A 25,083-nucleotide genomic window follows, 5' to 3' on the forward strand; every position below is an offset into this window, starting at 1 on the left:
CTTGCATCACTAGAAAAATAATCCTCTCTTTAAGTTAGGACAATGCTTGAAAATTCTATCCAAACAAAAAATCAGAGATGCTATTTTGAGTTACTTAAACAAGATTTCTACCATCTATTTCGTCAAATAGAATTTTAGATATTGTTTTGAAACTGTTGAAACAATAATATTAAAATGAATAACCAGCAGCGTTAACATTTCCAAAAAATATTGAAAGCGTTGTGGTTCACTCACTGCTCCAACTTCAGCAAGCTCCAGAAAGATTCTCTAAATCAGAATGAACTGGACGCATATTAGTTATCCGTTGAAAATCTAGCAAACTTTCATGCAGTCTGTTGCTTTGTAAAATTTCCTCGCCACTTCGGGCAGCTTCAATAGTAGTACGTCTTAAATCTTCGCACAAAAAAACCCGCTGAATTTGATCAGCGAGCTTTTTATTACTTCTTATCCTTCGTCTTCTTCTGGAGTTTCTTCTATAACATCAATCTTTTCATCAGCAACGACATCGTCTGCTTCATAGACATCTGCTTCAGCACTTTCTTCGATCAAGGTTTCATCAACATCTCCATTGATTTCTTCCAGATCTTCAGGTAACTCAATATCTTTTTTAACTTTAGCTACAGTAGCAACAATTTCATCTTCGCCCAATCGAATCAAACGGACGCCTTGCGTACTTCTACCTGTAGTCGAAATATCTTCAACATCCATACGGATCAAAACACCGTTAACAGTGATTAACATAATGTCTTCTGTGCCATTAACAGTTCGCACCGCAACAAGTGGCCCATTTTTATCTGTAATCTGGCACGTCTTGATGCCCATACCACCACGAGATTGGACGCGGTACTCAGATTCTTTTGTCTGTTTCCCGTATCCTTTCTCCGTGATAACCAATACATTGTCGTTAGGATCCAAAATCTCCATGCCGACCACTGCATCGCCTTCACGAAGACGAATGCCACGAACTCCACTAGCTGTTCGACCCATGCTGCGGATATCTGTTTCTGGGAATCGAATCAAAGCACCGTTTCGAGTACCGATGATTATTTCTTTCGTACCATCTGTCAATTTCACAGAAATTAACTCATCTTCTTCACGAAGACTAATAGCAATCAAGCCGTTTTGTCGAATATTAGCGTAATTCGTGACAGGTGTCCGTTTACTAACACCTTCACGTGTTGTAAAGAAGAAGAACGCATCTTCTTTGAATTCATCGACGCGTATAACAGCTGTTACTTTTTCTTCCTTGCTAATTTCAAGAAGGTTGACTAAAGGTAAGCCTTTGGCAGTTCTGCCGTATTCAGGAATCTGGTACCCTTTTTTACGATAAACTTTGCCTTTGTTTGTAAAGAACAGAATCGTATCGTGTGTCGACGTATACAGTAAATGTTCCACAAAATCATCTTCATTCGTGCCCATTCCTTGTACGCCGCGCCCACCACGTTTTTGGCTGCGGTACGTGTTAGCAGGCAAACGTTTGATATAGCCGTTATGAGTCAGTGTCAACACTGTTGCTTCCACTGGAATCAAATCTTCATCTTCAAACATTTCTGCTCCGCCAGTTGTGATTTCCGTTCTACGCTTATCACTAAAGCGTTCTTTAATTTCAAGCATTTCTTCCTTAATAATTTCAAGAATACGATAATCATTCGCAAGAATATCTCTCAATTCTTCGATTAGTTTCACCAATGCTTGATACTCTTCTTCGATTTTATCTCTTTCCAACCCAGTTAAACGTTGCAAACGCATATCTAAAATCGCTTGAGATTGACGCTCAGTTAAATTGAAATCAGTCATTAAGCCGTTGCGTGCTTGTTCTGCTGTTTGTGAGCCACGAATCAATGCAATAATCGCATCAATATGATCTAACGCAATGCGCAAACCTTCTAGAATATGAGCGCGATCTTCTGCTTTTGTCAATTCGAATTGCGTACGACGACGAATGATTACTTTCTGGTGCTCAAGGTAATGGAAAAGAATTTCTTTTAAGCTAAGAACTTTTGGGTGACCGTCCACAAGTGCTAGCATATTAAGACCGAAGCTGGTTTGCATCGCTGTTTGTTTGTACAAATTATTCAAGAGAACACTGGCGCTAGCATCTCGACGTACTTCAATCACGATGCGCATACCGTTACGGTCAGATTCGTCTCGGAGATCCGTAATTCCATCGATTTTTTTATCACGGACAAGTTCCGCGATTTTTTCAATCAATCGCGCTTTGTTTACTTGGAAAGGAATTTCGTTGACAATGATAACTTCTTTGCCATTCGCTTTTGTTTCGATATCAACAACCGAACGAATTAACACAGAACCTTTGCCTGTTTCATAGGCGCGACGAATTCCGCTCCGACCAAGGATAATACCACCAGTCGGGAAATCAGGTCCTTCAATATGCTCCATTAATTCTTCGGTTGTAATTGCAGGATTATCAGCGAGTGCTAAAACAGCATCGATTGTTTCACCCAAATGGTGCGGTGGAATATTGGTAGCCATACCAACCGCAATCCCTGACGTACCGTTTACTAAAAGGTTTGGAAAACGACTTGGCAACACAATTGGTTCTTTTTCTTGTCCATCATAGTTATCGCGGTAATCAACCGTATTTTTATTTAAATCGCGTAATAATTCCATCGAAATCTTCGACATTTTGGATTCTGTATAACGCATTGCCGCAGCTGAGTCCCCATCGACAGACCCGAAGTTTCCGTGCCCGTCTACAAGCATATAGCGGTAACTAAAATCTTGCGCCATACGAACCATGGTTTCATAAACAGCTGAGTCACCGTGCGGATGGTATTTACCAATAACATCCCCAACGATACGCGCTGATTTTTTATATCCTTTATCTGCCGTAATCCCCAAATCATGCATTGCATAAAGAATACGGCGATGGACAGGCTTTAATCCATCACGCACATCAGGTAAGGCACGCGACACAATAACGCTCATCGCATAATCTAAAAATGAAGTCCGCATTTCCGTACTTATATTTATTTCTTCAACACCACTGCTCGGCCGTTCAGCCATATCCGCAGCCTCCTCTCAACTCTATACCTGTTAAACGTCTAAGTTTCTAACGTATTTCGCATTTTCTTCGATAAAGTTACGGCGTGGTTCAACGTCGTCTCCCATCAAAATATGAAAAGTTTCGTCTGCTACCATGGCATCGTTTAATGTAACCTGCAGCAAAGTCCGCACATCCGGATCCATTGTTGTGTCCCACAGCTGTGTCGCATTCATCTCTCCTAATCCTTTATACCGCTGAATATTCGGTTTTGGCGTTGGAGACAATTTTTCAAGTGCTAATTTTAATTGCTCATCTGAGTAAACATAATCCACATGCTTGCCTTGTTTGATTTGGAACAACGGCGGCTGGGCAATGTAAATGTAACCAGCTTCAAGCAATGGACGCATGTAACGGAAAAGGAAAGTTAATAACAGCGTACGAATATGAGCGCCGTCAACATCCGCATCGGTCATAATAACAACTTTATGATAACGTGCTTTTTCAAGATTAAACTCTTCACCAATACCGGTACCTAGTGCTGTAATAATATTGCGAATTTCCTCGTTCGTGAGAATTCGGTCAAGACGAGCTTTCTCAACGTTCAAGATCTTTCCGCGCAATGGCAAAATCGCTTGAAAATGACGATCTCGGCCTGATTTTGCAGATCCACCAGCTGAATCGCCCTCAACGATATAAATTTCACTAATTTTAGGATCACGAGATGAACAATCGGCCAGTTTACCTGGCAGACTTGATACTTCAAGAACTGATTTACGACGCGTAAACTCACGAGCTTTTTTAGCCGCCATACGTGCATGGGAAGCCATAATCCCTTTTTCAACAATTTTCTTTGCAACGGTAGGATTCTCTAACAAGAATCGATCAAACCCGCCAGAAAATAAATTATTAACGATAGTACTGACTTCCGTATTGCCAAGTTTAGTTTTTGTTTGGCCTTCAAACTGTGGATCTGGGTGTTTGATGGAAATGATTGCAGTCAATCCTTCGCGCACGTCATCTCCGGTTAAATTTAGATCTTGTTCTTTCAACATGCTCTTTTTACGAGCATAGTCATTAACTACGCGTGTCAAAGCAGTTTTAAAGCCGGATTCGTGTGTTCCGCCTTCATGGGTATTGATATTGTTAGCAAAAGAGAAAATATTGGCTGCGTAGCCAGCATTGTATTGCATCGCTACTTCAACAGTAATGCCTTCTTTTTCAGCCTCAACAAAAATAGCCTCGTCGTGGAGTGGATCTTTGGATTTATTTAAATGTTCGACATACGACTTAATGCCGCCTTCAAAATGATAAACTTTCTCTTTTTCTTCGCCTTCGCGCTCATCTTTCATGACAATTCTTAAGCCACGATTCAAATAAGCTAGTTCACGTAAGCGATGATCTAGAAGATCGAATTCATATACAGTCGTTTCTGTAAAAATTTCTGGATCCGCTTTAAAACGGATTGTCGTGCCTGTGTGCTCTGAATCTCCAATTACTTTTAGTTCTTCTGTTACCGCACCACGTTCAAATTTAATATAATGTCTTTTTTCATCGCGATTAACGAATACTTCTGTCGTTTCTGACAAAGCATTTACTACAGAAGCACCTACGCCGTGAAGACCACCAGATACTTTGTAACCTCCGCCGCCAAATTTACCTCCTGCGTGCAAAACAGTCATAATAACTTCTACTGCTGGACGTCCCATTTTTTTCTGCATACCAACAGGAATTCCACGTCCGTTATCTTCTACGCGAATCCAATTATCGGGTTCAATGGAAACTTTAATTTCGGTACAATGACCCGCTAGTGCCTCATCAATACTATTATCTACGATTTCCCAAACTAAATGGTGTAGACCTCTTGAACCTGTAGAACCAATATACATACCTGGTCTTTTACGAACAGCTTCTAATCCTTCTAATACCTGAATTTGACTCGCTTCATATGATTCTTGCAAACCTTTTTCTTCCATAGCCATTCCATTCACCTGCTCTTTCTTACGCATTTCATAATCCGGAATTCCATTTATCAACATAACCTGTGGACGATATTTCACAATAATTTAGACATTCACAGGTGTAAGTACCTAAAAACCTATAATTTTCAGCTGTAAAAATACCAATAACATTATGCTTTAACTTTTCCATTGGAAACTTCGAAAAGACGTGCACTTTGGATGGTTTCATGTTGGATTCCTTCAACACTTGTCGTCGTAACAAAAGTTTGAACAGACCCTTTAATTGTATTCAGTAAGTGAGATTGTCTGTAATCATCCAATTCAGAGAGCACATCATCAAGTAATAACACAGGCGCTTCTCCAACTTCCTGTTTAATCAGTTCGATTTCAGCGAGTTTTAACGATAAAGCTGTGGTGCGCTGTTGCCCCTGCGAACCGTAAGTTTGAACATCGTAGCCATTAACAAAAAATTGAAGTTCGTCACGGTGAGGACCGACAAGCGTCACTCCCCGTTCAATTTCTCGTTTTCGCACTTCTATCAGTTTCTGCTCTAAAAAAGACGCCATTTCTTCCGGCGTCCATTCAGGCTTTAAACCGCTGATCGGTTGATAGCGGATTTGAAGTTGTTCCAATCCACGAGAAATACCGTGATGGATTGGTTCAGCCCATTTTTGCAAAAGCTCCATGAACTGATATCGCTTACGAATGATTTTGACAGCCGCTTCTATGAATTGTTCTGTATAGACATCGAACATAACGTCATTAATTGTTTGTTTTCCGTAATGCTGTTTCAATATATGATTTCTTTGTTTGAGGAGTTTTTGGTAAGTTACTAAATCATGCAAATAAACTGGAGAAATTTGTCCGATTTCCATGTCAATGAAACGCCTGCGCACTTGTGGACTTCCTTTTACAAGGTGTAAGTCTTCTGGAGCAAACATAACAACATTTAATTGGCCAATATAATCACTCAGTCTACGTTGTTCTAAATGATTGACTTTTGCTTTCTTACCTTTTTTTGACAAGGTGATTTCGAGGGGCAGTTTACCATATTTACGGTAAACATCAGCTTTAATTTTACCATATTCGGCTTCCCAGCGTATCAGTTCCTTGTCATTTGACGTGCGATGCGATTTAGCCATGGATAAAACGTAAAGTGATTCCATGATATTCGTTTTGCCTTGTGCATTTTCTCCTATAAAGACGTTAATCTCTGGAGAAAAATTTAGTTCTAGTGATTCGTAGTTTCGATAATTGACAAGCTCGAGGCGGTCAATCCGCATCGAAGCTCATGCCTTCAGCAGTCACGATACGAAATTCTCCAAACCCTGGAATATTGATAAGGTCACTCGGACGTAACTTACGTCCTCTACGGCTTTCAGCTTCACCGTTTACAAAAACTTCGTGTTCCCCTAAAAACCATTTAGCCATTCCACCTGAACTTATTGTATCCGTCATTTTCAATAATTGTCCCAGTGTTATATATTCAGTCTCAATCCCGATTTCTCTCAAAATGCACTCATCCTTCGATTCATAGTCTATCCCTCTATTTTACCCTATTTTAGCTAAAAAGTAAAAAGGATAGCCTATATGGCTATCCTGAGGGTGTGATTTAATTTTAATATGTTCGGACAGGAAGAATTAGCTGCAAAATCGAATCATCTAAAGCTGATTTTAAAATGAAAGGACGCATTGCCCCAGTAAACTGAATAATAACATCTTGTCCATCAATTGCTTTTAGCGCATCCATCATAAATTTCGCGCTGAAAGAGATTTTTAATTCTTCTCCTTCGATGCTTTGTGCTTGTAGCTGTTCTTCTACTTTACCTACTTCTGGTGAATTAGAAGAAACTTCTACTTCATTTCCTGCTTTCGCAGAGAAACGCACGACATTATTGCGTTCTTCTCTTGCTAACAAAGACGCACGATCGATTGCTTGTAAAAGGGAACGTCCGTTAACAGTTACAGTCGTTTTGTATTCTGCTGGGATTAAGCGAGTAGTGTCAGGATAATTTCCTTCTAATAGACGAGAGAAGAAAAGAATGTGTTTTGATTTAAATAAAACTTGTTGATTTGTCATGACGATTTCTACTGCTTCAGAAGTGTCATCAAGAATTTTATTTAATTCAGTCAAACTTTTTCCAGGGATAACAACGCTATACTCCCCTTCTGGTAGTGTTTCTAACTTTGTTTTTCGACGTGCCAGACGATGGCTGTCGGTTGCCACACAAATAAGTTCGCCATCTTTTACTTCCCAATGAACACCTGTGAGTACAGGTCGTGTTTCTGAACTTGATACAGCAAAGACTGTTTCACGGTTGATTGTTTTTAGTAAATCGGCTGGAATTGTAAACAAACGATCGTCTTGAATGTCTGGTAATTGTGGATAATCCATTGCGTCCAAGCCGATTAAATGAAATTCAGATTTTCCTGAACGAATATGCGTTTGGAAATTTCCTGTGATTTCAATTTCAACTTCGTTAGTTGGCAATTTACGAATGATTTCTCCGAAAACCTTCGCTTGAAGAACAATGCTTCCTCCTTCAGTTACCTGAATGATTTGCTCTCCATCTTCTTCTGCTGGAATAAATGTTTGGATCGTGATATCAGAGTCACTACCAGTTAATCTCATTCCTTCTGAAGATACATCCATTTTAATTCCTGTTAAGATCGGAATCGTTGTTTTTGAACTTACTGCTTTCATTACATCGTTTAATCCTTCAACTAATCGTTCACGTTTTATCTCGAATTTCATTCTCGAACCTCGCTTATATATATATTTTATTTAAAGGCTTTTAAAGTAATAGTAGTAGTAGGGGCTGTGAATATGTGGATAAGCCTTAAAAAGTCAACAAAAGCAGTTTATCCACATGTAGATAAACTGTGCATAAACTGCTTGCTAATTTATCGGGTTATCCACAAGGTATTTACTTGCCCAATGCGTTTTTGATGTCCTTAACATCTTGTTGAAGTTGCTGATTGTCTTTTAACATTTTTGAAATTTTATCGTGAGCGTGAATGACGGTTGTATGATCACGTCCACCAAATTCTTCTCCAATTTTAGGCAAAGAGAAATCAGTCATCTCACGTGACAAATACATCGCAACTTGACGCGGATATGCGATATCTTTTGTGCGACGTTTTGTTTTAAAATCTTCTAATTTAACGTTGAATTGATCACCAACAGCATGTTGAATGTCTAAAATTGTAATAACTTTTGGCTTTGAGTTTGGCATGATATCTTTTAAAGCTTCAGCAGCGAGCTCAGCGCTCATATCACGATTAATCAAAGAAGAGTAAGCCACAACGCGGATTAATGCTCCTTCAAGCTCACGAATATTCGAATCTATAGAATTCGCAATATACGTCATGACGTCATTTGGAATATCCAGTCCATCCGCTTTTGCTTTTTTGCGCAAAATAGCGATACGGGTTTCCAAATCAGGTGGTGTAATGTCTGTAATCAATCCCCATTCAAAACGAGAACGCAATCGATCTTCTAGTGTAGGAATCTCTTTTGGCGGTCGGTCACTTGAGATAATTATTTGCTTGGACTCTTCGTGCAGCGTGTTAAACGTATGGAAAAACTCTTCCTGTGTTTGTTCTTTCCCCGCTAAAAACTGAATATCGTCAATTAAAAGAATGTCGACACCTCTGTATTTATCGCGGAACTCGCCCGTTTTATTGTCACGTATTGAGTTAATAAATTCGTTTGTAAATTTTTCCGAAGACAAATAAACCACTTTCGCATTCGGATTGTGTTCGAGGACGTAATGTCCAATAGCATGCATTAAATGTGTCTTACCAAGTCCAACTCCCCCATAGATAAACAGCGGGTTATAAGCTTTTGCGGGTGCTTCGGCCACGGCCAAAGAGGCGGCATGCGCAAAGCGGTTGCCTGAACCAATTACAAACGTATCGAAAGTATATTTAGGATTCAGCATGCCAGGCAAAAACTCTTGCTGCTGGTCTTGACCCGGTTTAACGCGAGGCGCAGGGAGTTGAAAATCATCCATATCCTGATCTTTGGGCACAACAAACTTAATCATCATATCATCGCCAGTGGAATCTGATAAAATTCCGGTGATCAAGTGTACATAATGGTTTTCCAACCAATCACGTGCAAAAGAATTGGGCGCTGAAATGGTGACTGTATCATCCTGATAGGATAAAAGTTTTGTTGATTTTAACCACGTTTCAAAACTTGGTTTGGAGATTTTAGTTTCAACTTGGGCTAAGACACTCGACCAAAGTTCGTCTAAGTGTTCCAATAGCTCTTCTCCTTTATATTTAAACTATATTTTAAAGTATATCATACACAAAATCACAGCTTGTGGATAACATTCATAAACAAGGTGGGGAATAACTGTCCACACCTTACCCACAATTTGTGGATAACTTATTTAGAGTGAAAACTATTAACAAGTGAAAACAAGTTAATGTTACCAAAAAAGAATAGACAATACAAGAAGTTCTTTAAGTTATCCACATAACTTTTTTTCTGCACATATAAACTATCCACAAGGGGTTCGTATGTTAAAAAACTGTAGATAAGGCTTGTGGATAATTATTTTCATCGTAAAAATAGTAAACAGGAGGCTAAGAGATACAGTTACAAATTGTGTATAACTTAATCAATAAGGAAGAAGAGGTTTTTGAGTTGTTTTTTAATGAGACATTGACATTTATAGCCTTGCGCCTTTATAATAGTCGAGACTGTCTTTAGATAAATAGTTAACTCTCAATATAGGAGGTGTCATATATGACATTACGCACATACCAACCAAATACACGTAAGCATAGCAAAGTACACGGCTTTAGAGCACGTATGAGCACGAAGAACGGACGTCGCATTATCGCAGCTCGTCGCCGTAAAGGAAGAAAAGTATTATCAGCTTAAGTCCACTGACCGCATCAGTGGTCTTTTTTTTCTTTTCTGCTTGATTTTGGCGAAAAGGTATTAAAATAAGCAGGTGAAAGAATGAACAAGGATCAACGGATCAAGAAGAATAAAGAATTTCAGCAAATCTTTAAAAAAGGAAAATCCTTTGCGAATCGGCAGTTTATTGTTTATGTGCTAAAGAGTGAGCAGCCAGAGTTTCGCATAGGACTATCCGTCAGTAAAAAAGTAGGAAATGCGGTAGTACGTAACCGGGTGAAACGTTATATCCGGCAAACTTTCTTGGAATTGAAAGACGAACTATTGCCGAATGCAGACTACATTATCATCGCCCGACCACAGGCGGCCACATTGGATTTTCATGAAAGCAAGAAAAGTCTCGAACATGTATTGAAGATTGCCCGTACATTGCCGAAGAAGTAGAAGACTAGTCAGAATAGATGTTATTATAGAAGTAATTGAAATTAGTTTGGGGGAAGAAGGGTGAATAAGAAATTAGTTCTGCTTATTTCATTGATCGCGGTAGCCTTGCTGCTTTCGGGTTGTACAGAGTTCGATCAGCCGATTAGTGATCAAAGTGAAGGATTTTGGAATGAATTTATTGTCTGGCCACTGGTATCAACTATTAAATTCTTTAAAGGTTTACTAGGAACTTACGGCTTCGGGATTATTGCTGTTACGATCATCATTCGATTGGTCATGCTGCCATTAATGATCAAACAGACGAAGAGTTCGAAACGTATGCAAGAAGTACAGCCTGAACTTGTTAAGTTAAAAGAAAAATACAAGTCAAAAGATGCTGTCACACAACAGAAATATCAAAAAGAAATGATGGCTTTGTTCCAAGAAAGAGGCGTCAATCCAATGGCGGGTTGTTTGCCTGTTTTGATTCAAATGCCGGTACTGATCGGTTTTTATCACGCAATTAGTCGTATGAATAATACGCCTGAAATCGATTTAGGGTCATTCCTTATTTTTCCATTAGCAGAACCGAGTATTATTTTAGCGGTAATTGCTGGATTGATGCAATTTGTCGTATTGCGTACTGGACCAGCAATGGATAATCCTCAAATGAAAATTATGATGTATTTCATGCCGGTAATGATTATCGGATTTGGTATCGTGTTGCCATCTGCATTGACATTGTACTGGGTAATTGGGAATGTTATTTCCCTTATTCAAAACTTGGTTATTTATCGTCCATGGGAGAAAAAAGAGACACAACAGCCTGTTAAAACGAAAGCAGGAGGGGCTAAAAAGTGAAACAGATTACGCAAACGGGTTTAACTGTTGAAAACGCGATATCTGAAGCATTAGAAACACTCCAAGTTCCACGTGAAGAAGTTACAATCCAGGTCATTCAGCAAGAAAAGAAAGGGTTTTTCGGTTTTGGTGCTAAAAAAGCAGAAGTTGAAGTTACCGTAATTGAAAAAACAGCTGCTCCTGAAAATAGTGACACACTCGAACAAACGACTGAAATTTTTGAAATACCTGGAGAATTGCTTGAAAAAGAAGGAGAAAAGGAAGAAGTTCCTGCGCTCTCTAACGAACAAGCCATTGAAGAAACAAAAAACTATATTCAATCCATTGCTAAAGGCATGAAAATTGAAGATTTATCGATTACACATGAACAGCGTGGCAAAAAAGTCAGTTTTTATCTTGAAAGTGAAAAAGTAGCGATGCTGATCGGCAAACGAGGACAAACCTTAAATTCCCTTCAGCAACTAGCTCAATTGGTTGCCAATAAATATTCAAATCAATTTATGATGATTCAACTAGATGCTGAGAATTATCGTGAACGTCGCCAAGAGACGCTAGAACAATTAGCAGATCGAATGGCAGACAAGGCAATTCGGACCGGTGGGCGTGTTCAGTTTGAACCAATGCCATCCTCTGAACGAAAAGTCATCCATCAGACATTATCAAGACGTTTAGACATCGATACGCATTCGGAAGGCAAAGATCCAAACCGCTACCTAGTCATCAAACCTCATAAATAATAAAAAGCCCGCCAATTTGGTGGGCTTTTTTATGCCAAATTGACGAAATTTATCAAAATGGAGCTCTGTGTCTTTTGATTTGGAGTGGTTTATGCTAATGTAATATGTTAGAAAGCCACGTTCATTTACTGGTTGTCCACATGTGGACAACTTTTTTTAAGCGAAAATAAAGCTGTGAATATATATTTTGATCATTAAGCTGCCTCGCTGTTCTGTTTTTATCCACAGAGCGAGCGATGCTGTTTTTCAACTGTCAAGCTATATCGGTCTGCAAAACAGCCGCTGTCGCTTTTCTTAAGAGGAGGAAGCATCATGGAATTCGATACAATCGCTGCCATATCGACACCGAGTGGAGAGGGAGCAATCGCAATTGTCCGCTTGAGTGGTCCTGAAGCTGTTGCAATTGCGGACAAGCTGTTTCGGGCTCCAAGCAAAAGAGCGCTAGCTTCCCAAGTAACGCATACAATCCATTACGGACACCTTGAAGATCCAACAACAGGAGAAGTAGCGGAAGAAGTCATGGTATCGCTCATGAAAGCACCAAAAACCTTTACCCGTGAAGATGTTGTAGAAATTAACTGCCACGGCGGAATTGTGTCGGTCAATCGTGTGCTTGAATTGGTACTACGTGCAGGAGCAAGACTTGCCGAACCAGGTGAGTTTACGAAACGAGCATTTTTAAATGGCCGAATCGATTTATCTCAAGCAGAAGCAGTGATGGACTTGATTCGTGCAAAAACGGATCGTGCCATGGATGTTGCACTTAACCAAATGGAAGGCAAGTTATCAAAACTAATTGGCACATTGCGCCAAGCTTTACTTGAATCGATTGCTCAAATGGAAGTCAATATCGATTATCCAGAATATGACGACGTAGAAGAAATGACACGTCCAATTATGCTAGAAAAATCGAAGTGGGTCCGTTCGGAAATTGATAAACTGTTGCAGACCTCATCACAAGGAAAAATCTTGAGAGAAGGACTTTCAACTGTTATTTTGGGGCGCCCCAATGTTGGGAAATCTTCGCTATTAAATAGCCTTGTTCAAGAGAATAAAGCCATTGTCACCGAAATAGCGGGAACAACCCGTGATATAATAGAGGAATACGTAAATGTCCGTGGTGTTCCATTGCGTTTAGTTGATACAGCTGGGATTCGCGAAACGGAAGATATTGTCGAACGGATTGGTGTTGAGCGCTCAAGAAAAGTACTAAAGGAAGCAGATTTGATTCTTTACGTGCTGAATTACGCAGAAACGCTGACTCCAGAAGATGAGTTGTTGTTTGAAACAGTTAAAGACATGGACTATATCGTTGTTATTAACAAAACCGATTTGCCGCAGAAAATAGATTTAGGTCAAGTACAGAAGCTTGCAGGCGATAAATTGCTTGTAACGACTTCGTTAATCGAAGAAGAAGGCATCGACCAACTTGAAGAAGCGATAGCTGCTCTATTTTTCCAGGGAGAAATAGAGGCCGGGGACATGACTTATGTGTCCAATGTGCGCCACATTGCATTGCTGCACCAGGCGCACAAAACCATTTCAGACGCTATAGAGGCCGCTGAAATGGAAGTTCCCGTAGACATGATTCAAATTGACGTTACTCGAACATGGGAAATTCTTGGGGAAATTATTGGAGACACCGCAGATGATGGCCTCCTTAACCAATTATTTTCTCAGTTCTGTCTAGGGAAATAAAACTCGAAGGGAATGAACGAACATGCCACAATATGAAGCAGGTACGTTCGATGTCATCGTTGTAGGAGCAGGACATGCAGGAGCGGAAGCTGCTCTTGCCTCTGCACGAATGGGCGCTAAAACGCTTGTTTTGACGATGAATTTGGATATGATCGCATTTATGCCTTGTAACCCATCAATTGGTGGGCCGGCGAAAGGTATTGTTGTACGTGAAATTGATGCACTTGGCGGAGCCATGGGACGCGTGATCGATAAAACACACATTCAAATGAGAATGTTGAATACCGCTAAAGGACCAGCTGTACGTGCACTACGCGCACAAGCTGATAAAGTGCTCTACCAGCAGGAAATGAAGCGTCTGATGGAAGAAGCCCCAAATTTAACCTTGCATCAAGGGATAGCTGAGGAACTAATTGTTGAAGACGGTAAAATTCAAGGGTTGATCACACAAGTAGGAGGCATTTATCGTGCCAAATCAGTCGTTATCACGACTGGAACATTTCTGCGTGGTGAAATTATCATTGGCGATTTGCGTTACTCAAGTGGGCCAAATAATCAGCAACCTTCCATTAAATTGGCAGAAAATCTAGAAAAACTTGGATTTGAAACAGTCCGCTTTAAAACGGGAACACCTCCGCGCGTTAACAGTAACAGCATTGATTACAGCAAAACTGAAATTCAACCTGGAGACGATGTACCTCGCGCTTTCAGTTATGAAACGACAGAATATATCACGGATCAACTGCCATGCTGGTTAACTTATACAAATGAGCAAACGCATCAAGTAATTGATGATAATTTACACCTATCACCGATGTATTCTGGAATGATCAAAGGAACGGGTCCGCGTTATTGTCCTTCAATTGAAGACAAAGTCGTTCGTTTTAATGACAAACCACGTCACCAGATCTTCTTAGAACCTGAAGGGCGTAATACGCGCGAGGTTTACGTACAAGGTCTTTCAACAAGTTTGCCTGAACATGTCCAACGGAAGCTGTTAGAATCGATTCCAGGGCTTGAGAAGGCTGAAATGATGCGTGCAGGTTATGCCATCGAGTATGATGCCATCGTTCCGACGCAATTATGGCCAACATTAGAGTCAAAACAAATTGAAAATCTTTATACGGCTGGTCAAATTAACGGAACGTCTGGCTACGAAGAAGCAGCTGGTCAAGGACTAATGGCGGGAATCAATGCAGCAGCGAAAGTTCTCGGCAAAGAAGAAGTTATTTTGAGTCGTTCTGACGCGTATATCGGTGTCTTAATTGATGATTTGGTAACAAAGGGGACAAACGAACCTTATCGTTTGTTAACATCTCGTGCAGAATATCGCTTATTGCTTCGTCATGACAATGCAGATATGCGTTTAACGGAACTGGCTTATGCAATCGGCATGGTTAAAGAAGAACGCTATGTGAAATTCCTTGCGAAAAAAGAGCGTATTGAAGAAGAAATTAAGCGTTTGAGAGGCATTATGATAAAGCCAAACGAAACGACTCAGCAAGTGATTCGTGACGCAGGCGGCAGTGAATTGAAAGACGGTATTCGCGGAGCGGATTTATTGAAACGTCCGGAAATGACTTATGACATGATTTCACAACTGACAGCTTCAACGATAGAATTGGAAGCTGAAGTAAAAGAACAAGTCGAAATCCATATTAAATATGAAGGCTATATCGAGAAGTCGTTGCAACAAGTCGATAAACTTAAAAAAATGGAGAACAAAAAAATTCCTGATAATATTGATTATCATGCGATTTCCGGAATTGCGACTGAAGCTCGAGGTAAACTTGCAGAAGTTCGTCCGCTGTCTATCGCACAAGCTACTCGCATCTCAGGTGTGAATCCGGCTGACATATCCATCTTATTGGTGTATATTGAACAAGGAAAGATTGCGAAAATCTCAGTATGACAGTAAAGCCATAAGCTAGACAACAGAATGGGCTGGCTCACACCAGCTCATTTCTTTTTTACATAAAAAACTTGCAAGAAGGGGGAAGTCAGTTTGAACGAACAACAGTTTAAAGATGCTCTCAGTGAAAAAGGAATCTTCTTGACTGAACAACAACTAGAGCAATTTCGTATTTATCATAAGGCATTGGTCGAATGGAACGAAAAAATGAATCTTACAGCCATAACCGAACAACCCGCTGTCTATTTAAAGCATTTTTACGATTCGATTACAGCAGCATTTTATTTAGATTTCACAAAATCAATGAAAATTTGTGACGTGGGTGCCGGAGCCGGATTTCCCAGTATCCCATTAAAAATTTGTTTTCCACATATCGAAATTACAATCGTTGATTCTTTAAACAAACGAATTCAGTTTTTAGAGCATTTAAGTAAAGAGCTTGAGTTGACCAAAGTGCAATTTATTCATTCAAGAGCAGAAGATTTCGGACAGTCTATTCACCGCGAAAAATACGATGTCGTAACGGCTCGTGCTGTAGCTCGTTTGTCAGTGTTAGCCGAGTTATGTGTGCCTTTAGTTAAAAAGGGCGGAGTTTTTGCAGCAATGAAAGCTGCTTCAGCGGCGGATGAATTGGAAGATGCGGAAAAAGCATTGCAGAAACTTGGCGTAAAACTAGAAGCTGTTCACTCTTTCTTGTTGCCTATAGAGGAAAGCGAACGGTACATTCAAGTCTTTAAAAAGTTCAAAGACACACCAAAGAAATATCCGCGAAAAGCTGGAATTCCAAACAAATCACCTATCTCTTAATGTTTCACGTGAAACATTTAAAAATAACAGCGATCAAGATTTAACAGCTAAGTGAGCTTGTAAAAGGTGGTGCTTGAAGGTGAAAAGTCCTTTTTCACGTTTCTTCGGAGGCGGCGATAAAGCAAATGAGACAGCAAAAAAAGAAGCGGTAGAACACAAGTCTTCAGAAGAAGTACTCAAATTACCGCTCGACAAAATACATGCAAATAAATTTCAGCCAAGAACAATTTTTGATCAAGAAAAAATTGAAGAACTTGCACGGACAATTCATGTTCATGGAGTGATTCAACCAATCGTAGTTAGGAAGTCTGAAGTTGAAGGAGAGTATGAAATCATTGCAGGAGAACGTCGTTTTCGTGCAATGAAATCACTCGAATGGACAGAAGTGCCAGCCATCATCCGGAATTTGAGTGACAAAGAAACTGCGTCTATAGCTTTGATTGAAAATCTTCAGCGTGAAGAGCTTACCTCGATAGAAGAGGCACATGCTTATCGTAATTTACTTGATATACAAGAAATTACGCAGGAAGCTTTGGCGCAGCGTCTAGGTAAAGGACAGTCGACAGTTGCCAACAAGCTACGGTTACTAAAGTTGCCTGAAGAAATTCAAACGGCATTGTTAAAGCGATTACTAACAGAACGACATGCTAGAGCATTGTTACAAGTAAAAGATGCAGAGCAGCAAAAAAAGCTGTTTGATGAAACGATTGAAGAAAGTTTAAATGTAAAGCAATTAGAGATAAAAGTCAGTAAGTTGCTTTCAAATGAGCCAAAAAAATCAAAGGCCCGAAGAAAAGCAATTAGCAGAGATATGCGAATTGCAATGAACACGATTAAAGAATCACTGAGTATGGTTACTAAAAGCGGCATTGATTTAACAACAGAAGAAGAAGAATACGAAGAATATTATCAAATCACAGTAAAAATTCCGAAAAAAAAATCATGAGAAGCTCTTTCCTGTATGGAAAGAGTTTTTTTAATGGCTCCATCGTCGTATTGTTGAAAAATTTTGATACAATAGAAAAATGGAAGCTAGTATAAGTCAAAGTTATGATTTTTGTCTATAATTATTCCTTGAAAATGCTGTGCTTTATAAGTAATAAAATAGCTAAAACAAAGATTCCGCAGTAAAATAAAGAAAGTAATAGAGAAAGTTGGTGCAAGTGTGGGTAGAACTATTGCGATCGCCAATCAAAAGGGCGGCGTAGGAAAAACAACGTCTTCAGTAAATTTAAGTGCCTGCCTTGCATATTTAGGCAAAAAAGTTCTTTTAATAGATGTAGATCCTCAAGGAAATGCGACCAGTGGGGTAGGAGTCAACAAAGGCGACGTGGATAAATGCATTTACGAAGTGTTAATTGACGATATAGATGTGAAAAGCACAATAATGGAAACAAAAGTGGAGAATCTACATGTAGTTCCGGCGACAATTTCTCTTGCTGGAGCTGAAATTGAATTAGTTTCTACCATTTCAAGAGAAGCTCGCTTGAAAAATGCACTGGAAGAAGTCAAAGATATGTACGATTACATAATCATCGATTGTCCACCTTCATTGGGATTACTAACTTTAAACTCTTTAACAGCATCTGATGCAATTATTATTCCGGTACAGTGTGAATACTATGCATTAGAAGGGTTGAGCCAATTATTGAGCACAATTCGCTTAGTGCAAAAACATTTAAATCACGATTTGATGATTGATGGTGTCTTATTGACCATGTACGATGCACGAACAAACCTAGGGATGCAAGTAATTGATGAAGTGAAAAAATACTTCCAAGATAAAGTTTATAAAACAATTATTCCTAGAAACGTAAGATTGAGTGAAGCACCGAGCCACGGAGAGCCAATTATTATCTATGATCCAAAATCCAGAGGCGCAGAAGTGTATTTAGAATTGGCGAAGGAAGTGATTGATAATGGCTAAAGGTTTAGGGAAAGGCATCAATGCGTTGTTTCCAGGAGAGGCAAGCAATGATGCAGACAAAGTAAATCAACTTAATACAAGTGAAATTCAAGCAAATCCGTATCAACCACGAAAATTTTTCGATCAAGCAGCTTTGGAGGAGTTGGCAGAATCTATTAAAGAACATGGGATTTTGCAGCCGATTGTTGTAAGAAAAGTGGGAGAAAAATATGAACTGGTTGTTGGTGAACGTCGTTTCCGGGCAGCAAAATTGATTAAGTTGAAAAAAGTTCCGGCGATTGTTAAAGAGTTGACGGACCAACAAATGATGGAACTTGCTATATTGGAAAACCTTCAACGAGAAGATTTAACGCCAATTGAAGAAGCAGAAGCTTACCAGAAACTAATGGAAGCATTAAACTTAACGCAAGAACAACTTGCTTTTCGCTTAGGTAAAAGTCGTCCGCATATTGCCAATCATATTCGGCTTTTAGCGTTGCCTGATACGGTCCGTAAACTTATCTCTGACAAGGAATTGTCAATGGGGCACGGGCGTACACTTCTTGGCTTGAGAAACAAAAAAATCATTTTAGAAACAGCCACAAAAGTGGTTAAAGAAAACTTGAACGTTCGTCAGCTAGAGAATTTGGTACAGCGTTTAAATGAAGATGTTCCACGTGAAACAATTGAAAAAAAGAGAGATATTTTTATAGAAGAAAAACAATCTGAACTAAGAGATCGTTTTGGCACAAAAGTCCAGATTAAAAAAAATAAGAATAAAGGAAAAATAGAAATTGAATTTTTCTCTGAAGATGACCTGGAGCGAATTTTGGAATTGTTAAGCTGACAAGTGCCTATTCCTTAGAAAGGGAATAGGTTCTGTTTTTGATAAGTGAGAAACCAAATAGAACGTTGAAAAGAGGGAGAAGATTGTCTTGCAGTAGACGAGGAAACTTGTAGAGGAGGAGAAATGTAGTGGTTCTCTTAGGGACGTTAATAAACGCTGTTTTAATTGTAGTGGGAACCATTCTTGGAAGAGCTCTTCGCAATATTTCTGACAACATGAAAGAGACGGTCATGTATGTTATTGGCTTAGCAGTAATTGTGCTTGGTCTACAAATGGGATTGGGAAGTCAAAACTTTATAATTGTTATTATTAGTTTAGTGTTGGGCGCAGTTATTGGAGAATGGGCAAACTTAGAAGGTAAGTTGAACGATTTTGGTCATTGGATTGAACGCATGCTTGGAGCTAAAGAAAGTAATGGCAGCCTTGCTCAAGGATTTGTAACAGCTACTTTAATATTTGTAATTGGAGCAATGGGAATCATCGGAGCAATGGAAAGTGGCTTGAGTAATGAGCATGGCGTATTAATTTCAAAAGGGATAATTGATGGATTTACTTCCATCGTTTTAGCATCTACACTTGGCTTTGGTGTTATGCTTGCAGCGATTCCAGTATTTGTTTATCAAGGATTAATCGCCTTGTTTGCAACTCAAATTAGCTTAGCAATTCCTGATGTAGCACTCGATATGTTCATATTGGAAATGAGTGCAACAGGTGGAGTGATGATCGTTGCAATTGGTCTGAATATGATGGGTGTAACAAAAATTAGAGTAGCGAATTTATTGCCAGGTATAGTTGTTGTTGGAGTGGTCGTTACAATTATTTATAAATTTAATTTGATGTAAGTGTGGGAAGGTGAAAGAGTGAGCGTTGAGAAAATGATGCAACGAATTTTTAATGTTCTCGCGGACGAAGCAATGTGGATAGGTCTAATCATTGTTTTATTAAAAGTCGTGTTGATTACTGTAGCTGCGGTTGTACTGGTGAAAGTATTACGTGTATTGATTCGAAAAACTTTTTCTGTACGTATTAAAGGTCCGCTACTTTATAACGAGCGAAGACAGCAAACTTTATCAAAATTATTATCAAACGTCGTGGCGTATGTCGTGTATTTCATAGCGGCAGTTTCTATTTTGTCAACTTTCACGATTGATATTACCGGTTTGATTGCAGGTGCTGGTGTGTTAGGTTTAGCAGTCGGATTTGGTGCTCAGAACTTAGTGCGAGATGTGATTACGGGTTTCTTTATTATTTTTGAAGACCAATTTTCTGTAGGTGATTATGTTCGAATCGGTGCTGCCGAAGGAACCGTGGAAGAAATCGGGTTACGTACGACCAAAGTAAAAGCATGGACGGGTGAACTGTTTATCTTCCCGAATGGCAACATAATGGACGTTGTAAACTTTTCAATTCACAATTCTATCGCAGTGGTCGATGTCAACATCTCTTATGAATCGGATATTACGCGCGTTGAAAAGCTCATAATGGAATTTTTGAATGGTTTGCAAGATCGTTATGAACAGATTATTAAGCCAGCGGAGCTATTAGGTGTTCAAAATTTAACGACAACTGAAATTGTTATGCGGATTACAGCAGAAACTTTACCAATGCAGCATTTTGCTGTCGCGAGAGGGATGCGTCGCGATTTGAAGGACTTTTTGGACCAACGTGGAGTTGAAATTCCTTATCCGCGTATGGTAATGATGCAGCGATCTCCAGAAGAAGTGACCACAGCAAGAAATGCTAAAACGTAAAAGGGAGGCAGACTCATGGAAATGAAGGAGTTTGGGCTGAACGATATAGTTGAAATGAAAAAAGGCCATCCTTGTGGAGCCAATGCCTGGAAAATTATTCGCATGGGAGCGGATGTTCGCATTAAGTGTGAGGGGTGTCAACATAGCGTCATGTTGCCGCGTATGGAGTTTAATAAAAAGATGAAAAAGATTCTAATTAAGTCCGAAACAGAATGAAAAATGGACAATTCCAGGTTTCGTTCTTATAATGAAATGGTTGTGTAAAAAATAATTCGTTTTATATAGAGGAAAGGTTGTGCATCCTATGGCATTAACTGCAGGGATTGTAGGATTACCAAACGTGGGGAAATCCACATTATTTAATGCAATAACTAAAGCGGGTGCCGAAGCGGCAAACTACCCGTTCTGTACAATAGATCCAAACGTTGGGATTGTTGAAGTTCCAGATGAGCGTCTTAACAAATTGACGGAATTAGTAGATCCGAAAAAAACTGTACCGACGGCTTTTGAATTTACTGATATTGCAGGAATTGTAGAAGGTGCTAGTAAAGGTGAGGGATTAGGAAATAAATTCTTGTCTCATATCCGTGAAGTAGATGCAATTTGCCAAGTGGTCCGTTGTTTTGCTGATGATAACATCACGCACGTAACCGGAAAAGTAGACCCGATTTCTGATATTGAAGTGATTAACTTGGAATTGATCTTGGCAGATATGGAAAGCATCGAAAAACGCATTGCCCGCGCAGCGAAGTTAGTAAAACAAAAAGACAAAGACGCTGTTGCAGAAGAGCCAGTCCTGATGAAATTACGCGAAGCTTTTGAAAATGGTCAATTGGCACGTTCAATCGAATTTACGGATGATGAGCTGTTAATTGCAAAAGGTTTGAATTTATTGACAATCAAACCGATGCTTTATGTGGCAAACGTTTCAGAAGATGAAATTGCAGATGCTGACAGTAACGAATACGTTCAACAAGTTCGTGATTTTGCTGCAAAAGACAATGCAGACGTCATCGTTATTTGTGCGAAAATCGAAGAAGAAATGGCTGAACTTGAAGACGAGGAAAAAGAAATGTTCCTTGAAGAGTTGGGCATTAAAGAGTCTGGGTTGGACCAATTGGTCAAAGCTTCATACAGCTTGCTCGGATTAGCAACTTATTTTACCGCAGGCGTTCAAGAAGTGCGTGCATGGACATTCAAAAAAGGCATGAAAGCTCCACAATGTGCCGGCGTTATTCACTCTGACTTCGAACGCGGATTTATCCGTGCCGAAACAGTTGCCTACGATGACTTGGTCGAAATCGGATCAATGGCAGCAGCAAAAGAAGCAGGGAAAGTACGTCAAGAAGGCAAAGAATACATCGTCAAAGACGGCGACGTCATGCTATTTAGATTTAACGTCTAAAAGCGGAAACGACCGTTATGCTCTGACAGGCGTAAGACGATCTGGCGAAGCGGCGTTCTTTGCCGCACAGCCAGAGTGGCTTATGACCCGAGGAGCAGGTCGTTGCAGCTGGATAAATCTAAAAGCGGAGGCGCCTGTTCAGTCCCGACAAGCGCTGGAGACCTTGCAGGTAATGGCGTACTTTGCCATTGCAGGCAGGGTCGAAGCGACTCGAGGGACTAGGCGTCGCAGCTGGATAAGACTAAAAGCGAGGATGGCCGTTAAGATTCGACAGGCATAAGGCGAACCAGCAAAGTGGCGCTTTTTGCCACGTAGCTGGGTTGACTTATGACCCGAGAATCTGGCTACCGCAGCTAGATAAGACTAAAAGCGAGGATGGCCGTTAAGATTCGACAGGCATAAGGCGAACCAGCAAAGTGGCGCTTTTTGCCACGTAGCTGGGTTGACTTATGACCCGAGAATCTGGCTACCGGAGCTAGATAAGTCCAAAAGCTGCAATGATTGTTATCTATCGAAGCATCTAGTTTCAAAGCACGACAAAACTAAAAAAGCAACCGGGTGCCTTGCCGCATCCGGTTTTTGTATGGAGGAATAGGAAATGTTGTTATTTGCATACGGAACGCTTAAGCGCGGCGGGAAGTATCATTGTTATTTGGAAGAAGCTGAATTGGTGGAGGAACAAGCGGTAACAAAAGGAACTTTGTACGACACGGGAATGGGTTATCCGGCAATGGTGTTATCGGGTGCTGGTCAAATTGAAGGGGAGATTTACGACATCCCGGATGTTTTATGGCCAGCTTTAGACTATCTTGAGGATTATTCTGGAAATCCTGAAACAGATTTATACGATAAGGTAACGATTGAAGTAGAGGCGGGCAACAAATCTTTCGAAACAATTGTTTATATAGCAAAAGACGAAAAGTTAGTAAAAAAACAAATTTTGACTGGGAAATGGGAAGTTACTCATCTGGTTAGATAAGAAAAGAAAAGCACCGATTAATCGGTGCTGTCGTTTTTGGGATACTGATTGTAAATATGGAGGCGCGGCAGTGAAGGGTCATCAACGACCCATGCCGCGCTTTTTTCTTTGCGCAATTCACGATACATGATAAAGTCGCCAAAAGCTCCTGCAGTAAGCATAGCGCCTAATAAAACGAGAACCTGGCTATCAAACAAAAATCCTATCACCGTAGGAAGAAAAGCAGTCGTCCAAAAAGGAAGCAGTAATGCTTTCTTCATGGCATGGTTTTGAACGGGTTTAGTCGTAGTAGCGTAAGCAATACCCAGTTTCAAATTGACACCATAATTCAACGAAGAAATTGGAACTTTTCCAAACAGTACAAAACCAATCAAATGAAAAAGCTCATGCACGACAATTAAAACCACATAGCCGAGTAGAAATGACAAAATGGCAGTCAATGAAAAACGAAACGATAAAGATTCATTGAAGAAATGATAAGCAGCTGCAAATGCAAACAACAAGATTACATTGAATCCAAGTGCTTTTGGCGCGATCTCGTCCATTTTCAATTCGATAATATGGCTAGGGGGCATCGTTTCACATCCTTTAACAGTCTATGCAGAAAAGTATAGATGATTTCAAATGGAAAATCATGCTTGCGGGAGCTTTGTAGTTATGATACAATACTGTGATGTGAGTAATATTTATGAATTGCTTGCTCCTTGCCCGCTGGATACAGCAGGGCCCAAGTCCATGAGGAGGTGACAACACGATGAGAGAATATGAATTAATGTATATCATTCAGCCTGCAATTGAAGAGGAAGCGAAAAAAGCTCTAGTTGAGCGTTTTAACGACATCCTTACTTCTAACGGCGCTGAAATCATCGAGTCGAAAGAGTGGGGTAAACGTCGTTTAGCTTATGAAATCAACGATTTGCGTGAAGGTTTCTACCAGATCGTTAAAATCAATTCTGGTTCTGAAGCTATCAACGAATACACACGTCTTGCGAACATTAACGAAGACATTATTCGTCATATCGCTGTACGCAAAGACGCGTAAACAGGATACTGGCACTGAAATTTTTTTGACTTGAAGGAGGTTGAATTCTGATGATTAACCGAGTTGTTTTAGTCGGAAGACTGACAAAAGATCCAGACCTTCGTTACACACCAAGCGGCGCGGCAGTTGCTCGTTTTACACTTGCTGTAAATCGGACTTTCTCCAACGCTCAAGGTGAACGCGAAACTGATTTCATTAATTGTACTGTTTGGCGCAAACAAGCTGAAAATACAGCGAACTTCCTGAAAAAAGGAAGCTTGGCTGGTGTTGAAGGCCGCATCCAGACTGGTAGCTACGAGGGACAAGACGGGAAACGCGTCTATACAACAGAAGTAGTAGCGGACAGTGTTCAATTCCTTGAACCGAAAAGCGCTAATACGGATCGTTCACAAGGGCAGCAGCCTTCCTATCAACAGAACCAATCACCGAGCCCAAGTCAGCAAAACCATACTCGTGTAGATGAAGATCCATTCTCAAGCGGTAGCGGTCCGATCGAAGTATCAGATGACGATTTACCGTTCTAAGATGGACTGGAACTGACGATTAACTATTAAGTAAAGGAGGTAATTCGATATGGCACCACGTCGCGGAGGAAAAAAACGGAAAAAGGTTTGTTACTTTACTTCCAACAACATCACGCACATTGACTATAAAGATACTGATCTTTTGAAGAAATTCATTTCTGAAAGAGGGAAAATCTTGCCACGTCGTGTTACAGGCACTAGCGCTAAATGGCAACGTAAGTTGACAATCGCTATTAAACGCTCACGTATCATGGCACTTCTACCGTTTGTTGCGGAAGAAAGATAATTATGATTCTGAAAAGACCGGGAAACCGGTCTTTTTTTGTGTGCTGAAATAGACAGCATTA

The 25,083-nt window shown here is 40.0% G+C and carries 25 protein-coding genes; 18 read left to right on the forward strand and 7 right to left on the reverse strand.

The features are described from left to right. Positions 1-444: 444 nt before the first annotated feature. The 6 genes from gyrA to dnaA all read right to left on the reverse strand — a co-directional run bounded on the left by gyrA (position 445) and on the right by dnaA (position 9,236). On the reverse strand, positions 445-3,027 hold the full coding sequence (gene gyrA / locus AUO94_RS08735; RefSeq protein WP_058383847.1) for a DNA gyrase subunit A: 2,583 nt from the start codon (positions 3,025-3,027) through the stop codon (positions 445-447). Between the two features lie 30 nt (positions 3,028-3,057). Beyond that, on the reverse strand, positions 3,058-4,986 hold the full coding sequence (gene gyrB, locus AUO94_RS08740; protein WP_058383848.1) for a DNA topoisomerase (ATP-hydrolyzing) subunit B: 1,929 nt from the start codon (positions 4,984-4,986) through the stop codon (positions 3,058-3,060). A gap of 149 nt (positions 4,987-5,135) precedes the next feature. Further along, positions 5,136-6,248 carry a DNA replication/repair protein RecF gene (gene recF / locus AUO94_RS08745; RefSeq protein ID WP_058383849.1) on the reverse strand — a complete coding sequence of 371 codons (1,113 nt, stop codon included), beginning with the start codon at positions 6,246-6,248 and terminating at the stop codon, positions 5,136-5,138. Then, on the reverse strand, positions 6,238-6,477 hold the full coding sequence (gene yaaA / locus AUO94_RS08750) for a S4 domain-containing protein YaaA (RefSeq protein ID WP_058383850.1): 240 nt from the start codon (positions 6,475-6,477) through the stop codon (positions 6,238-6,240). Before yaaA ends, recF begins: the two co-directional genes overlap by 11 nt. A 106-nt stretch (positions 6,478-6,583) precedes the next feature. Further along, complete coding sequence (gene dnaN / locus AUO94_RS08755) at positions 6,584-7,720, reverse strand: DNA polymerase III subunit beta (RefSeq protein WP_058383851.1); 1,137 nt, start codon at positions 7,718-7,720, stop codon at positions 6,584-6,586. Between the two features lie 172 nt (positions 7,721-7,892). Then, complete coding sequence (gene dnaA, locus AUO94_RS08760) at positions 7,893-9,236, reverse strand: chromosomal replication initiator protein DnaA (protein WP_058383852.1); 1,344 nt, start codon at positions 9,234-9,236, stop codon at positions 7,893-7,895. A gap of 491 nt (positions 9,237-9,727) precedes the next feature. Between dnaA and rpmH the strand changes: the two genes are divergently transcribed. The 15 genes from rpmH to AUO94_RS08835 all read left to right on the forward strand — a co-directional run bounded on the left by rpmH (position 9,728) and on the right by AUO94_RS08835 (position 23,170). Continuing rightward, positions 9,728-9,865: a 50S ribosomal protein L34 gene (rpmH, locus tag AUO94_RS08765; RefSeq protein ID WP_038705267.1), complete on the forward strand. Its 138-nt coding sequence runs from the start codon at positions 9,728-9,730 to the stop codon at positions 9,863-9,865. 81 nt (positions 9,866-9,946) lie between these two features. Then, the gene (gene rnpA / locus AUO94_RS08770; protein ID WP_058383853.1) at positions 9,947-10,288 is read left to right on the forward strand and encodes a ribonuclease P protein component; all 342 of its coding nucleotides are present in this window, start codon (positions 9,947-9,949) and stop codon (positions 10,286-10,288) included. A gap of 60 nt (positions 10,289-10,348) precedes the next feature. Next, positions 10,349-11,128 (forward strand): membrane protein insertase YidC, encoded by a 780-nt coding sequence (yidC, locus tag AUO94_RS08775; protein ID WP_058383854.1) that lies wholly within the window; start codon positions 10,349-10,351, stop codon positions 11,126-11,128. Beyond that, positions 11,125-11,865, forward strand: coding sequence for an RNA-binding cell elongation regulator Jag/EloR (gene jag, locus AUO94_RS08780; protein ID WP_058383855.1), 741 nt, complete (start codon positions 11,125-11,127; stop codon positions 11,863-11,865). The genes yidC and jag overlap by 4 nt, the downstream gene beginning before the upstream one ends. 312 nt (positions 11,866-12,177) lie before the next feature. Beyond that, positions 12,178-13,563: a tRNA uridine-5-carboxymethylaminomethyl(34) synthesis GTPase MnmE gene (gene mnmE / locus AUO94_RS08785; RefSeq protein ID WP_058383856.1), complete on the forward strand. Its 1,386-nt coding sequence runs from the start codon at positions 12,178-12,180 to the stop codon at positions 13,561-13,563. A gap of 22 nt (positions 13,564-13,585) precedes the next feature. Beyond that, positions 13,586-15,475, forward strand: a complete 1,890-nt coding sequence (mnmG, locus tag AUO94_RS08790; protein ID WP_058383857.1) for a tRNA uridine-5-carboxymethylaminomethyl(34) synthesis enzyme MnmG — start codon at positions 13,586-13,588, stop codon at positions 15,473-15,475. A gap of 93 nt (positions 15,476-15,568) precedes the next feature. Next, positions 15,569-16,282, forward strand: a complete 714-nt coding sequence (rsmG, locus tag AUO94_RS08795; RefSeq protein ID WP_058383858.1) for a 16S rRNA (guanine(527)-N(7))-methyltransferase RsmG — start codon at positions 15,569-15,571, stop codon at positions 16,280-16,282. A 79-nt stretch (positions 16,283-16,361) separates the two neighbouring features. Then, positions 16,362-17,228 (forward strand): nucleoid occlusion protein, encoded by an 867-nt coding sequence (noc, locus tag AUO94_RS08800; RefSeq protein WP_058383859.1) that lies wholly within the window; start codon positions 16,362-16,364, stop codon positions 17,226-17,228. 219 nt (positions 17,229-17,447) lie between these two features. Next, positions 17,448-18,209 carry a ParA family protein gene (locus tag AUO94_RS08805; RefSeq protein WP_058383860.1) on the forward strand — a complete coding sequence of 254 codons (762 nt, stop codon included), beginning with the start codon at positions 17,448-17,450 and terminating at the stop codon, positions 18,207-18,209. Further along, the gene (locus tag AUO94_RS08810; protein ID WP_058383861.1) at positions 18,202-19,035 is read left to right on the forward strand and encodes a ParB/RepB/Spo0J family partition protein; all 834 of its coding nucleotides are present in this window, start codon (positions 18,202-18,204) and stop codon (positions 19,033-19,035) included. The genes AUO94_RS08805 and AUO94_RS08810 overlap by 8 nt, the downstream gene beginning before the upstream one ends. Positions 19,036-19,163: 128 nt before the next feature. Then, on the forward strand, positions 19,164-19,877 hold the full coding sequence (locus AUO94_RS08815; RefSeq protein ID WP_058383862.1) for a DUF554 domain-containing protein: 714 nt from the start codon (positions 19,164-19,166) through the stop codon (positions 19,875-19,877). Between the two features lie 18 nt (positions 19,878-19,895). Further along, the gene (locus AUO94_RS08820) at positions 19,896-20,786 is read left to right on the forward strand and encodes a mechanosensitive ion channel family protein (RefSeq protein WP_082707515.1); all 891 of its coding nucleotides are present in this window, start codon (positions 19,896-19,898) and stop codon (positions 20,784-20,786) included. A gap of 15 nt (positions 20,787-20,801) precedes the next feature. Beyond that, positions 20,802-21,002, forward strand: a complete 201-nt coding sequence (locus AUO94_RS08825) for a DUF951 domain-containing protein (RefSeq protein ID WP_058383863.1) — start codon at positions 20,802-20,804, stop codon at positions 21,000-21,002. Positions 21,003-21,090: 88 nt separating this feature from the next. Then, the gene (ychF, locus tag AUO94_RS08830) at positions 21,091-22,191 is read left to right on the forward strand and encodes a redox-regulated ATPase YchF (RefSeq protein ID WP_058386809.1); all 1,101 of its coding nucleotides are present in this window, start codon (positions 21,091-21,093) and stop codon (positions 22,189-22,191) included. A gap of 598 nt (positions 22,192-22,789) precedes the next feature. Then, positions 22,790-23,170 (forward strand): gamma-glutamylcyclotransferase family protein, encoded by a 381-nt coding sequence (locus AUO94_RS08835; RefSeq protein WP_058383864.1) that lies wholly within the window; start codon positions 22,790-22,792, stop codon positions 23,168-23,170. A gap of 17 nt (positions 23,171-23,187) precedes the next feature. Here the strand turns inward: AUO94_RS08835 and AUO94_RS08840 are convergent, their stop codons facing one another. Further along, positions 23,188-23,745: a DUF3267 domain-containing protein gene (locus AUO94_RS08840; protein WP_058383865.1), complete on the reverse strand. Its 558-nt coding sequence runs from the start codon at positions 23,743-23,745 to the stop codon at positions 23,188-23,190. A 179-nt stretch (positions 23,746-23,924) separates the two neighbouring features. Here AUO94_RS08840 and rpsF point away from each other — a divergent pair, with 179 nt between their 5' ends. From rpsF to rpsR, 3 genes are read left to right on the forward strand one after another with little or no spacing between them, the layout of a single operon-like run. Further along, positions 23,925-24,212 (forward strand): 30S ribosomal protein S6, encoded by a 288-nt coding sequence (gene rpsF / locus AUO94_RS08845; protein ID WP_058383866.1) that lies wholly within the window; start codon positions 23,925-23,927, stop codon positions 24,210-24,212. A 50-nt stretch (positions 24,213-24,262) separates the two neighbouring features. Further along, on the forward strand, positions 24,263-24,736 hold the full coding sequence (gene ssb / locus AUO94_RS08850; RefSeq protein ID WP_008497641.1) for a single-stranded DNA-binding protein: 474 nt from the start codon (positions 24,263-24,265) through the stop codon (positions 24,734-24,736). A 49-nt stretch (positions 24,737-24,785) separates the two neighbouring features. Next, entirely contained in the window at positions 24,786-25,022 is a 237-nt protein-coding gene (gene rpsR / locus AUO94_RS08855) for a 30S ribosomal protein S18 (protein WP_006830564.1), read from the forward strand. Positions 25,023-25,083 lie beyond the last annotated feature (61 nt).

Origin of the sequence: Planococcus kocurii, from assembly GCF_001465835.2 — a bacterium.
In the GTDB taxonomy this organism is placed as follows: Bacteria; Bacillota; Bacilli; order Bacillales_A; family Planococcaceae; genus Planococcus; species Planococcus kocurii.